Raw genomic sequence first — 14,082 nt, forward strand, 5'->3', positions numbered from 1 at the left:
CCGGCATTACGCCGGTTCGGGCAGACCGACGACCTCCGCCTCGCCCGACGGTAGGTCTGTCCCAGAGGCCGACTCCGGTACCTGATCGGCCAGGTACTCGGCGAGGGACCTGATCGTCGGGTAGTCGAACACCGCGGTGGCGCTGATGGTGAATGCGCCGCCGAACTGGCCGTACAGCCGGTTGCGGAGTTCAACCGCCATCAGTGAATCCGTGCCCAGGTCCAGGAATCGGCTGGTTGCCGCCGGCGGTTGCGCGAGCCTGAGGAAGCTCTGCACTTCGCGCTGGAGGAATTCGGTGAGGAAGTCGGCCCGTTGCGCGTCGGGTACCTCGTGCAGTTGGCGCAGCAACTCACTGTCACCCTGCGTCGCCTCCGCGGCACTGGGCAGGACGTGATCGAGAAGCGGTGGGCGAGAGCCGCCCAGCATTTTCGCCGCGCGCTGCCAATTCGCCTTGATGACGACCGCTTGCGCGGTGCCTTGGCCGAGAACCTCGCCGAGTGCGCTCAGCGCGGCCGTGGGCTCCAGCGGAATCATGCCCTGCGCGCCGAGATTGGCACGCGCGGCGTGCGAAGTGGCCATGCCACCCTTGGCCCAGGGTCCGAAGTTGACGGCGACCGCGGGTAGACCCCCCGCTTGGCGTTCGGCGACGAGCCCGTCGAGCAGCGCGTTGGCGGTCGCGTAGTTGGCCTGCCCCGGTGATCCGAGCACGCTGGATGCCGACGAGTACATGATGAAGAACTCGAGGTCGTCGTCCATCGTCAGCAGATGCAGGTGGTAAGCGCCAAAGGCCTTGGGTGCCAGGGTGGTGCGGAATCGATCCGGGCTCTGCTGCGGCAGTAGCCCGTCGTCGAGCACGCCGGCCAGGTGTGCCACCCCCGCGAGCGGCGGCAGCTCTGCCCGGATCCGCGCTATCAGCTCTCCGGCCTGGACCTCGTCACCGACGTCGGCCGTAAAGGTGTGGATCCGGCACCGGTAGCGCTCCATGATGGTGGCGATCGCCGCTTGTGCGTCCGCGTCGGGCAGACGCCGACTGGTCAACACGATGTCACCCGCGCCGAGCTGGGCCAGATAGGAGGCCGTCTGCAGGCCGAGCGCGCCGAGGCCACCGGTGATCAGATAGCTCCGATCGCCGCGCGGCTGCAGCGGCCTCGGCATCTGCACCACGATCTTGCCGATGTGGCGCGCTTGCTGCATGCGGCGGAAGGCCGACTTAGCCTCCGTCAACGGGTAGATCTCGGCACGCACCGGCATGATCTCGCCGCTGGCCAGCGCGTCCGACACCTCGCCCAGCAGTCCCCGAATGCGCTCGGGGTCGGCCACGATCGTTCCATCCAGCGCAACGATCTCGTAGTCGATATCGGGGCGGGCCTGCGCCATCTGCTCGCGCGTCCAGATGTCCCGCTTGGCGATTTCGGCGAACCGCCCACCTTGGGCGGTTGCCCGCACGGTCGCCTCGACGAAGCCCTCGTTGGTCAGGCTGTTGAGCACCACGTCGACGCCGGCACCGCCGGTGTCTGCGAGGATCTGATCAGCGAAATCCGTACTGCGCGAGTCATAGACGTACTCCACCCCCATTTTGCGGAGCATCGCGCGTTTGTAGCTGCTGGCGGTGGCGAACACCGTCGCGCCACACTGGCGCGCGATCTGGACCGCGGCCAGTCCGACGCCGCCGCTGGCGGCATGCACCAGCACCCGATCACCGGGTCCCAACCTGGCCCAGTCGAAGGCGAGCCGGGCCGTGAGTGCCGCAGCGGGTATCGTCGCCGCGTCCACCGCGCCCGTGCCGTCCGGCACCGGCGCCAGCAGCTGGACCGGCACGTTGACCCGGCTGGCGAACGCTCCGGGCATGAAGCCCATCACGCGCTGGCCCACTTCGAATCCGGTGACGCCGTCGCCCAATTCGGTGACGATGCCCGACAGGTCACCACCGATCAGTCCCGGATCCCCCGGATATAGTCCGAGCACATTGAGCACATCCCGGAAGTTGAGGCCGGCCGCCTCCACTCGGATCTGCACCTCTCCGCCGGCGGGCGGTGCCACTTCGATCTCCTTCAGGCGCAGATTGTCGATCGCACCGCGTTCGGTCGGCGCCAGGACGTAGTCGGTAGCGCGCGGCATCGGCAGATAACCGCTTCGCGCCCACGGCAGTAGCCGCGGTACCAGGAATTTCCCTTGCCGCAAAGCGAGTTCGGGTTCCTCGAGGGTTGCGCCGGCTGCGCCGCACAGCTTGGCCAGCCAGTGCACGGTGTCCTCGGCTCCGTCGTGGTCGACGAGATGGCAGCGCAGCCTCGGCTGCTCGGCGATGATCGTGCGTCCGAGCCCCCAGAGCGCCGCCTGCGCCGGGTCGACCGGCTCACCGGATTCGGCCGCCACCGCGCGTTCGGTGATGATCCACAGTCCCCCGGTGAGTTTCACCGTCTCGTCCGTCAGCGCGGCCTGCACGGCACTGAGCAGGCTCGCGACCTCGGCCTCCAGCCGCGCGGTGAATTCGGCACTCGATTCCGCCGCGTCTGGTTGCCGGCTGCTGCGCCAGACGATGCCGGAGACCGGTGCGCGGTCGGAAGCCTGTGCGAACAGCCGCTGCCAGTGCTCCGGATCGGCGGCCGGATCGAACCGGATGCAGGCGGGCAATTCGGTTGCCAGTTCGTCGTATCCGGAAATCAGCCACGTGCCGTCGGCGTTCTCGGCGGCGTCATCCGGCGCGACCGGTGGCATCTCTTCCCAGCCGAGCGTGTACAGCAGCCGAGTGGCATCGCCACCGAGCCCGCGCAGCAATGCTTCGCGCGGCGCGCGCTTCACCGTGAACTCACGGATCCCGCCCAGGTGGCGGCCATCCCGGCCCACGAAATCGAGGTTGAAGACCAGCGTCTCCCCGTCGAGACCGCCGTTCTGCCGCCGCGCAATGCAGTAAAAGCGTTGCGGCATCCGCTCACTCAGCGTCACCCGCCCGTAGCGCAGCGGCAAGAACAGATCGGGGACGGTACCCCGCTCGCTGGCCTCCATCAGCGACGGGAAAGCCGGGAATGCGACTCCGGTGCACAGATCCAGCAGCACCGGATGGACCGGCTCGTTCCCGAGATGTTCGGCGAGTTCGTCGCCGATGGCGACATCGCCGATCGCCTCGCCGTCACCGATCCACAATGATTTCAGCGAGGTTGACCAGGTGGGCCCCAGGCCAATTCCATGTCGTTGAAGGTGTCGAACAGCTGCTGCGGACGCGTCCGGTTCAGCCGCTCGATTGCCACCTCGATGGAATCCGCCGGATCAACAGCCGGCTCTTCGTCCACACCGTCGACGACAGTGCCATCGGCGTTCAACGACCACTCGGCATCGCGAACTCCGTAGGTCCGGCTGTGCACGCGGAAGGTCCACCCGCCGCCGTCTTCAAACGGGTGCAGGGTCAGCTGAACCTCACGAGACGTCTTCTCGCTCAATATGATCGGTTCATAGAAGAAGACGTCCTGCACCCGCGCCGGCGCGCCTACCGCCGCAAGGGCCATGGCCGCGTAGGTGGCACCCGGGACGACGACCGTGCCATAGATGACGTGATGCGCAAGCCAAGGCTGCGATTTGACCGACAGCCGGCTGGTGTACACGGAGTCCCCGGAGGCCAGATCCTTTGCGCTACCAAGGATTCCGGATACGGCGGCGCCACCGACATCGACACCGGCGATACCCGACGTCTTGGGCCAGAAGCGACGGCGCTGGAACGGGTAGGTGGGCAGTTCGACCCTGCGGCCCGGCAGCTGTTGCCGCGCAGCGAAGTCGGTCCGGTGCCCGGCGATGTACGCGGTGGCGAACGCTTCGGCGATCTGCCGTCGCGCATCGACGCCCTTGCGCAGGGAAACGATCGCACGTGGCGCGTCCGCGGATTCCGGCCAGGCCTGCAGCGCAGCCGCGGTCAGAACGGGCTGAGGACCGATCTCCATCACCACCGAGCAGCCCAGCGCCGCTGCGGTGCGGACGCTTTCGGCGAACTGCACCGGCTGGCGCGAATGCCGCCGCCAATATTGGGCATCCAGCGGGGTTTCCGACGTGAGCACCGCGCCGGTGCGGTTGCAGATCAGCGGCCGGGTCGGCACGGCGAATCGGACCCGCTCCGCGCACGCCTCGAATTCGTCGAGCACCGGGTCCAGCAGCTCCGAGTGGAACGCGTGACTGGTCTCCAGCCAGGTGCATCGGATCCCATCGTCGCTGAAACTGGCGACAATCTGTTCCAGATCGCTGCCCGGACCAGACAACACGGTATTGCGGCCATTGTAGGCAGCAACCGAAATCCGCCGGAACCCATCGGCGAGTCTCTCCACGTGCTGGGCGTCTGCGAATACCGCTACCATTCGGCCGCCCTCGGGCAGGCTGCCGAACAAGCGACCGCGTTCGGCGATCAACCGCGCCCCGTCCTCGAGGCTGAACACGTCGGCCACACACGCCGCCGCGTACTGGCCGACGCTGTGCCCCAGGACGACATCGGGTTCGATGCCCCACGACTGCCACAGCCGGGCCAGGCCCATCTCGACGGCGAAGAGCGCCGGCTGCGCAAAAGAGGTGTGCCGCAGTGTTTCTGCCGCTTCGCCGTCGGTGCCGAGCAGCACCTCGAGCAATGGTCGCGGCAGTATCGGATCAACGGCTTGGGCGCATCGTGAGACGGTGTCGGCGAACACCGGCTCGCTGTCGAACAACTCACGCGCCATCCCGAGATACTGGCTGCCTTGCCCGGTGAACAACCAGGCCGTCGTCGGCGGGTCGGTGCACTCGCCGCGCACCACGCCGGGCCGCAGCCGGTTCTCGGCCAGTTCGGCGAGCAGTTCTCGAGCCAACGGAACCGAATCCACGACCAACGCGCCTCGGTGTTCGAAATGCGAACGCCCCACGCCGGCGGTGAAACAGACGTCGGCGATGTCGACGTCGGGGTGCGCCTCCAACCAAGCGTCATATCGTTGCGCCAGCGCCACCAGCCCTTCAGCCGATCGGGCGGACAAGGGCAACACGCTGACCGGTTGCTGCTGGGCGTCGGAGTCCGGCGCCGTGGTGATATCGGGTGAGCCGTCCTCGGTCGAGTTGTCGTCCGGGATCGCCGGTTGCCGGGGCGCCTCCTCGATGAGCACATGGGCGTTCGTCCCGGTGAAGCCGAACGAGCTGATGCCGGCGCGGCGTGGCCTGCCGTTGGTCTGCCACGGAGTCGGCTTGTCGACGACCTGCACCGGCAGCGAGTCCCACGGAATGTGCGGCGACGGTTGCTCGAAGTGCAGATTCTGCGGCAGCACTTGGTTTTGCAGTGACAGCACGACCTTGACCAGGCCGGCGACGCCCGCCGCCGACTCGAGGTGGCCGATGTTGGTCTTCACCGATCCCATCAGCAGCGGGCGGTTCGGCTCGCGATCCGCGCCGTAGACGGCCGCAGCCGCCTGCACCTCGATCGGGTCACCCAGCGCCGTGCCGGTTCCGTGTGCCTCGAGATAATCGACGTCCCGGCCGCCGATACCGGCACGCTCCAGCGCCGCGCTGATAAGTCGTTGCTGCGCACCGCCGTTGGGCACCGTCAGGCCGCTGGACGCGCCGTCCTGATTGACCGCGCTGCCCCGGATGACCGCGCAGATCTGGTCACCGTCACGCTGCGCGTCGCTCAGCCGCTTGAGGACCAGAATTCCGCATCCCTCGCTGCGCACATAGCCGTCGGCGGCGGCGTCGAAGGTCTTGCAGCGGCCATCGGGAGACAGCATCCTGGCGCGCGACGCGGCGACGATGGACGCCGGGCTCAACAAGACATTGACGCCACCGGCCAGCGCGAGATCGCAGTCACCGGAGTGCAATGCCTGGCAAGCCTGATGGACGGCCACCAGCGACGAACTGCACGCGGTGTCGACCGCCACCGCCGGCCCTTCCAGACCGAGCGCGAAGGCAACACGGCCGGAGATGGCGTTGAGCGCGTTGCCCGTGATGAAGTGGGCTTCGATGGTCTCGATCGAATCGCTGGACAGCAGGTGTGAATACTCGTTGGCGGCGACCCCCACGAATACGCCACTTCGACTGCCGCGTAACGCCGCTGGGGAATATCCGGCGCGTTCCAGGCCTTCCCACGCGATCTCCAGCATCAGCCGCTGCTGGGGATCCATCCACACAGCCTCGCGTGGGGAGATGCCGAAGAATTCCGGATCGAAACCGTCGATCCCGTCGAGGTATCCACCACAGCGCGTATAGATCTTGCCCGGTGTCTCTTGGTCCGGATCGTAGAAATCGTCGATGTCGAAGCGGTCATCCGGGATCTCCCGGATCGCGTCGACACCGCCGGACAGCACCTCCCAGAATGCATCCGGATCCGGGGCGCCCGGGAAGCGGCAGGCTACCGCGACGATCGCGATCGGCTCATCGGTGAGGGCCGTCGTTGGCGAGGGCCGCGCCGGAGCCGGCGGGGCTGCCGAATCGACGGCCGCCCCGGCGGACGCCGCGGCGTTGAGGCCAAGCACGTCGCCGAGCAGGTAGTCGGCCACGTCGACCAGGCGCGGGTAGTCCATCGCGAGGGTCGCCGGCAACTCGGAGCCCACGGCGTGCTCGACGCGGCGGCGCATCTCCACGGCCATCAGCGAATCCATGCCCAGGTCAAAGAATCCGGCGTCCTCGCGGATCTCCGCCACATCGATCCGTGTCACCTCCGCGACGACGTCGCGCAGATACTCCAGCACGAGCTTTTTCCGCTGCTGTACCGGGGCGACGGTGAGCCGTTCGACCAATCGTGTGGTGCCGGAGGGCGCCGCAACGGCCGCCGAGGCGGGCACCTCGGGTTCCAACTCAGCCAGGAATGATCGCTTCCCCGAAAGCTGGTAGAGCGGCAGGAAACGGGACCAGTCGATCCGGGCGACGACGCCTTGCGAAATCCCTTGCTGTGCCGAGGCCACCATGAGATCTGCCATCCCCGCCAGCGCGTCGGCGGGCGGCAGCGTCCGGACCCCGCGCTGGTCCAGCCGCGCGCGGGCGTCCTCGTCGGCCATACCCGCCGACCACGGACCGAAGTTGACGCTGATGTACTTCTGCTCTCGCAACCGGTCGGCCAGCCCGTCCAGAAACGCGTTGGCCGCGCTGTAGGCGGTCTGGCCGAAGCTGCCCCATACCGCGGCGATCGAGGAAGTGCTCAGGAAGAAGTCCAAACGCATGTCTGCGGTCGCTTCGCTCAAATGCCAAGCGCCCCAGACCTTTCCGGCGAATACGCGGTCGACTTCGGCATCGCCCAGTTCGCTCAGGGGGGTGGTGCCTATCTCGCCGGCGGCATGGACGATGCCGGCCAGCGGCGGCAGTTCGGCCTGCACGGTGGCCAACAGGCGAGCGACATCGTGCGGGTCGGCCACATCGGCGGCGATGACGCGAAATTCGCTGCCGTAGCGTTCGCTGAGCGCATCGATGCGTCGTTGCGCGGCGTCGCCCGGAGCACGCCGACTCGTCAGTACCAGATGCCGGGCGCCGTGGCCGGCCAGATATCCGGCGATCTCCAGTCCGACCGAGCCCAGCCCGCCGGTGACCAGATATGTCGCGTCGCCGCGTAGGACTAGCGGCGTTGCCAGCGGCTGCCCTACGCGCCGCGTCAGCCGGGGAACATAGACGGCCTGATCCCGCAGCGCGACTTGGTCTTCCCTGGTGGCCGTGCCGCCCTGCGCAGCCACCACATTGATCAACCGTGACCACTCGTCGGCACTACCGTCATGCAGGTCGGCCAGTCCACCCCAGACCTGCGGATGTTCCAGCGCGGCGGCGCGGCCGAAACCCCACAGGCAGCTCTGCACCGGCGACACGGTGTCGGCGCCGGTGATCCGCTGCGCATCGCGGGTTAGCAGCCAGATGGGTGCTCGGAGTTCCGCGGCGGCGGCGGCTCGGAAGAGTCGCCGGGTGCCGCCCAGGACGCGGTGTTGCATCCGCAGGAGCGACCGCATCGATGGTGCGGTGTCCGATTCGAGCGCCGCGAAATGCACGATACGCAACGCCGGGTTATCCGCAACCGCCGCTCGCAACGCGGCTTCGAGCCGTTCCTCGTCCGCGTCCGAGGCCGGCAATCCGAGAATTTGGTGCCGGTGGCCCTGCGCGGTCAGCGCGTCGACCAAGGGCCGTACTGCCTCCCCATCGTCCCCGATGAGCAGCCAGCCGGGGGCCTCGCCGGGCTCCGCAACTGCGGCCCCGGTGGCCGGAACAGTGGATACTTCCCAGCGCATCTCGTAACGCGCGTCCGTCACGGACTGCGCATTGCGCTGCCGGTTATGCTGTATAGCAAGCTTTTTCAGCACATCGACGGTGTGTTGATTGTCGCCGTCGCCGTCCAGCAGCGCGGCGAGTTCCTCGATCCGGTCATCCTCGAGTAGCCGGACGGCCTCGGTCCGCATGGTATCCGTCTGGGCGGGCCGAACCCGCTTGTCACGGAACCAGTATGGGCGACGCTGGAATGGATAGGTGGGCAGGTCGAGCTTGCGCGCCGGTTCCCGCTGGAGGGCGGTGAAGCGAGGAAGATGACCGGCGATGTACGCGGCGGCAACCGCTTCCGTGATCTGGCGGTGGTCGGCGCCGTTTCGGCGCAACGACGCGATTGCCTGCGGTGCCGTCGCCGGATCGGGCCATGCCCGAAGCGCCGATGCGGTGAGCACCGGTTGCGGCCCAACCTCCAACAGCACCGCGCAACCGAGGTCGGCCAAAGTTGCTGCACCCTTGGCGAATTCGATCGGCTGACGCGCATGGCGGCGCCAGTACTGGCCATCGAGCCTCGCGTTCCTGCCAAGGGCCGCCCCGGTGCGGTTGCACACCAGGGTCCGTTGCGGGGCAGAGTAGTCGAACCGGCTTGCGTACGACTCGAATTCGTCGAGGACCGGATCCAGCAGCGCCGAATGGAACGCGTGGCTGGTCTCCAGCCAGTCGCAGCGAACACCGTCGGCCACCAACGACCCCACCGCCCGGTCCAGGTCCTCCGCGGGGCCCGACAGCACGGTGTTGGCGCCGTTGTAGGCGGCAACCGACAGCCGCGGGAATTCGTCGGTGAAGGCCTCGACCCGGTCGGCGGCGGCGAAGACCGCCACCATCCGACCGCCTGCGGGCAGGCTGCCGAACAGGCGCCCGCGCTCGGCGAGCAACAACGCCCCGTCCTCGAGGCTGAACACGCCCGCGACGCACGCCGCCGAATACTGTCCCACGCTGTGGCCCAGCACCACGTCGGGTTGCAGACCCCACGATTGCCAGAGCCGCGCCAGGCCCATCTCCACCGCGAACAGCGCGGGCTGGGCATAGCTCGTCTGCCGCAAGGTGTCTTCACCGTCGGCGTCGAATATGACGTCCAGTAACGGCCTTTCGAGGACATCGGCGAGAGCCGCCGCGCACCGGGTCATTGTCTCGGCAAACACCGGTTCGGTTTCGTACAACTCACGGGCCATGCCGGCGAACTGGCTGCCCTGACCGGGAAACAACCACGCGGTCTTCGGCGTGTCGGCGCACATTCCCCGCACCAAACCCGGTGCCGGGCGGTCGTCGGCAAGCGCACCGAGCAATTCACGCGCGGAGTCGGTCGAATTCACCACCAAGGCGGCGCGGTGCTCGAGGTGGGAACGGCCCACCCCGGCGGTGAAGCACACATCCGACAGGGTGGCCTCCGGATGAGCGGCCAACCAGTCGCGGTAGTCCTCGGCGAGCTGCACCAACGCCGCTGGGCTACGCGCCGACAGCGGTAACACGCTGAAGCGCCGGTCATCGGGGGGCGCGGGCGGCGCCGCGGCGACGCGGTCCACCGTGGGAGCTTCTTCGACGATGACGTGGGCATTGGTGCCCGAAAAACCGAACGAACTGACCCCGGCGATGCGGCGTCGACCGTTGCGTTCCCAGGTGACAGGCTCGTCCACGACGCGCACCGGCAGCCGATCCCAGGGAATATGCGGCGAGGGGTTGCGGAAGTTCAAGTGTTTCGGCAATTGCTCGTGTTCGAGCGAGAGGATGACCTTGATCAGGCCGGCGATACCCGCCGCCGCTTCCAGGTGCCCGATGTTGGTCTTCACCGATCCGATCAGCAGCGGCTGGCCGGCATCGCGCCCGTCACCGAGCGCGGCGGCCGCGGCCTGCACTTCGATCGGATCGCCGAGCGATGTCCCGGTCCCGTGCGCCTCCAGGTAGCCGACGTCACCGGCCGCGACGCCGGCACGCTCCAGTGCTTCGGCGATAACACGTTGCTGGGCAACACCGTTCGGCACCGTCAAGCCGCCCGATGCGCCATCCTGATTGATCGCACTGCCACGGATCACGGCGCGAATCCGGTCGCCGTCGCGGATCGCGTCCTCTAGGCGCTTCACCACGATGACGCCGCAACCCTCGCCGCGCACGTAGCCGTCCGCGGCCGCGTCGAACGTCTTGCACCGGCCGTCCGGAGCCAACATCCGCGCTTGCGAAAAAGTGATCATGGTTCCCGGGCTGATCAGGACGTTCGCGCCGCCTGCCAGCGCCAGGTCGCACTCCCCCAGACGCAGCGCCTGGCAGGCCTGATGGATCGCCACCAACGACGAGCTGCACGCCGTGTCGACGGTGACCGCCGGTCCCTGCAGCCCTAGCCGATAACTGATCCGGCCCGCTCCGGCCGCGCCCGACGTCCCGATCGCCGTATACGCCTCGATGTCGCCGTAATCCAGCTCGTCCGATATCATTCCGAAGTAATCGTGGGTGGACAAGCCCATGTACACGCCGGTCTTGGTGTTCGCCAGACCCATTGGTGCGGTGCCGGAATGCTCCAGCGCTTGCCATGCCGTCTCCAGCAGCAGCCGATGCTGCGGGTCCATCATCTTGACCTCGCGCGCCGACACCCCGAAAAACGCCGCGTCGAACCCCGCTACGTCATCGAGGAAGCCCGCCCGGCGCGTCGCGATCCGGCCGGGCGTTTCGGGATCCGGGTCGAAGAATTCCTCGACATCCCAGCGATCCGATGGCACCTCCGACACCGCATCGCGCCCGTGTCGCAAGACATCCCAGAATTCATCGGCGTCGGCCGCCCCCGGTACACGCACTGAGTAGCCAACGACCGCAAAACCCGACGCCTGCTTCATCGGATCTTCGACGGATGCCATGCGGATGTCCTCTCTGCCATGGGTGATGAAAACTCGATCCCCGCGGAGTGGGGCTCGTGAACTCGGGGCTGTGTTAGGTCTGGACGACTTGTAGGCGACACGGTGCACCACACGCAATCCCGGTTGCGCACAAGCTAATCGCCCGATGGAGCGTATGACAAGTACTTCACTGTGATGGTGTCCGACAAAAACCCTGGTGCGGTCGGGAGGCTGAGTTCCAGGAGAATTCGGGCCTTTCCGCAACCCCTCGCAATCTGTAAGTTGTTGCATTGCCGTCCGGGTATGCCAAGTTCAACGCCCGGCGCGTCACCTTGATCTCGCTACCAACCCAGCCGAACTGCGGTTATCCACGAGGGAGAAACATTGCGAATCGGGAATATCACGATCGGTTCAATCGGCGACTGGGAGCTGAGCTGCGGCCCGGTCACCTCGTGGCATCCGACAGCAGCGGCTCTTGAATCGGCTCGGCGGGCCCCGGTCAGCTCAGTGCCCGCCACCTACATGCAGACCCAACACCTTCGCGGCTATTACGAACGAAAGGCCGCCGGTCTGGACTATTCACGGCTGCTGGTGGCCACGTGTGCGATACCGGGTGAATGCGATATCGACGTTATGACGTACGCACTCAACGCGTATCTGCGTCGCCACGATACGTACCGAAGCTGGTTTGAGTACGACGGAACCGGTGAGATCGTCAGGCATATCATCGACGATCCCGCCGACATCGAATTCGCGCCGACCACGCACGGAGAAATGACGATCGACGAGTTGTACGAGCACGCGGTCGCCACACCGGATCCGTTGCAGTGGGGTTGCTTCAGCTTCGGGGTGGTCCAGGCCGACGATCACTTCACGTTCTACGCGAGCATCGATCATGTGCATGGGGACGCGTCGTTGATCGGTATCACGATGCTGGAGTCCTACGCGATGTATATGTCGTTGGCGGCCGGCAACGGGCCCCTGCCGCTGCCCGATGCAGGCAGCTACCACGATTACTGCGTGCAGGAGCACCGGGATACGTCGGCTCTGACCGCCGATTTGCCCGATGTACGCGCGTGGATTGATTTCGCCGAGAACAACAACGGCAGCCTCCCGGAGTTCCCGCTTCCGCTCGGCAATCCCATGGAGGCGACGGACAGCGCGATGATCACCGAAACCCTGCTTGACGCGGAACAGACGGAGAGATTCGAATCCGCCTGCACCGCGGCGGGCGCTCGCTTCATCGGCGGCGTGTTCGCCTGTATCGCCTTGGTGGAGCACGAGTTCACCGGTGCCGTCACCTACTACGGGCTGACCCCGAGGGACACCCGCCGCACATCGGAAAACTTCGTGACGCAGGGCTGGTTCACCGGCCTGGTCCCGATCACCGTCCCCATCGCGGCGGCATCGTTCAGCGAGGCCGCGTGGGCGGCGCAGGCGTCTTTCGATTCCGGCCTGAGTTTGGCGAAGGTGCCCTACTACCGGGTGTTGGAATTGGCGCCATGGTTGGACTGGCCTCGACCGAACTTTCCGGTGACGAACTTCCTGCATGGGGGCGCCGCTCCCCTCAATGCGGTGCTCACCGCCGAGTTGGGCGGTGCGAAGAACATCGGGATCTACTCCGACGGCCGGTACTCCTATCAGCTGACCATCTACATATTCCGGTACGGCGAGGGCACGATCATGGCGGTGATGCACCCTGACAACCCCATTGCCCAAAAATCGGTCACACGTTACGTGGAAGCGATGAAATCCGCGTTTACGCAGGTCGCCGATCGCGGGAATTGGTGATCTGACAGGGAACGCGGGCGCCACAAGGCGTTTGGCCGGTCCTGACGCCGCTGAAGCGCGCTACGTCGACAGGCCCTACCGCACGTCACATCGGCGAGTCCGCAAGGGCCCGAAACGAATTAACAGCGTGTAGTGTGGCGGCGAGTACGGGCTATCCGGGAGTGGACAAGTGAAACGAGCATTCGCAACGGCACTCGCGGCGCTGCTGACGGGTTCGGTTGGTGGGTTCGGACCCAGCGTGGCAAGCGGAGACCCGGAGTTCCCCTGGCCGCCGCCGGGCCCGTCGCCAGTGGGTGCCGATGCCACCGCCAGGGTTGTCTACGCAGTCGGCGGTGCACGCCCGCCCGGCATCCCCTGGTACGAGTACACGAGCCGCGCCGGGTCCGGGTACTTTCCGAACGCCAAACGCGAGATCGTCGAGTATCCCGCTGGAGCCCTCTACGGCTGGGTGCCCCAAGAGCTGTTTCCCGGGCCACGAGACAAAATGTCCGTAGGCCAGGCGATCGATCAAGCTGCGGACAGCCTGGATCAGACCGTTCGGAACGCAACCGAGCCGGGTGCCGTTGTCGCTTTGTCGCAAGGAAACCTCGCGCTCGACCAGGAACAGGCGCGGCTGGCCAACGACCCGAAGGCACCACCGCCAGACAAGCTGCAGTTCACGACCCTGGGCGACCCGGTCGGAACCCACGCATTCGGGGCGAGTTTTGCGTCCGGCATCTTCAAACCCGCTGACACCATCCCGTTTATCGGCTACACCATGCCTCAACCGGTCGAAAGCCAGTACGACACCAACAGGATCGTCGCCGCATACGACGGTTTCGCGGATTTCCCCGATAGGCCGGACAACCTGCTGGCCGACCTCAATGCGGTGGTTGCCACGACGGTCGTGCACACCCCTGCGGCGTTCACCGGCCCCGGAATTGTGCCACCGCAGAACATCCGGACGACGGTCAATTCCCGAGGCGCGAAGACGACGACGTATTTGGTTCCGGTGAACCATCTTCCGCTGACGTTGGGGCTGCGCTACCTCGGCTGGTCCGACAACCTGGTAAACCAGATCGATGCGGCATTGCAGCCCCAGATCGATGCGGGGTATTCCCGCAACGACAACCTCCTTACCCGGCCCGTCTCCGTGGATCCGGTCAACGGCATGGATCCGGTAGGCGTCCTGAGCCCCGGCGAACGCGACTCCATCGAAAACCTCTTCGCCCAGATTCGCGCGGTCTTCCCGCCGCCCGGCTGA

4 protein-coding genes are annotated in these 14,082 nt (G+C 66.6%); 2 read left to right on the forward strand and 2 right to left on the reverse strand.

Annotation, left to right across the window (positions count from 1 at the left end; all coding sequences use genetic code 11):
- Nucleotides 1-6: 6 nt before the first annotated feature.
- Nucleotides 7-3,180: an SDR family NAD(P)-dependent oxidoreductase gene (locus tag B9D87_RS27815; protein ID WP_367648971.1), complete on the reverse strand. Its 3,174-nt coding sequence runs from the start codon at nucleotides 3,178-3,180 to the stop codon at nucleotides 7-9.
- Complete coding sequence (locus B9D87_RS09655; protein ID WP_367648968.1) at nucleotides 3,147-11,069, reverse strand: SDR family NAD(P)-dependent oxidoreductase; 7,923 nt, start codon at nucleotides 11,067-11,069, stop codon at nucleotides 3,147-3,149. Before B9D87_RS09655 ends, B9D87_RS27815 begins: the two co-directional genes overlap by 34 nt.
- A gap of 363 nt (nucleotides 11,070-11,432) precedes the next feature.
- On the opposite strand from B9D87_RS09655, the gene B9D87_RS09660 reads away from it, so the two are divergent.
- Nucleotides 11,433-12,839: a condensation domain-containing protein gene (locus B9D87_RS09660; protein ID WP_007770213.1), complete on the forward strand. Its 1,407-nt coding sequence runs from the start codon at nucleotides 11,433-11,435 to the stop codon at nucleotides 12,837-12,839.
- Between the two features lie 169 nt (nucleotides 12,840-13,008).
- Nucleotides 13,009-14,082 carry a PE-PPE domain-containing protein gene (locus B9D87_RS09665; RefSeq protein ID WP_040629719.1) on the forward strand — a complete coding sequence of 358 codons (1,074 nt, stop codon included), beginning with the start codon at nucleotides 13,009-13,011 and terminating at the stop codon, nucleotides 14,080-14,082.

The organism is Mycobacterium colombiense CECT 3035 (genome assembly GCF_002105755.1).
Lineage (GTDB): Bacteria > Actinomycetota > Actinomycetes > Mycobacteriales > Mycobacteriaceae > Mycobacterium > Mycobacterium colombiense.

Bases quoted from the DNA above. Each gene is read 5' to 3' on its own strand.
- B9D87_RS09655 (WP_367648968.1), bottom strand. From the start codon at position 11,069: ATGGCATCCGTCGAAGATCCGATGAAGCAGGCGTCGGGTTTTGCGGTC.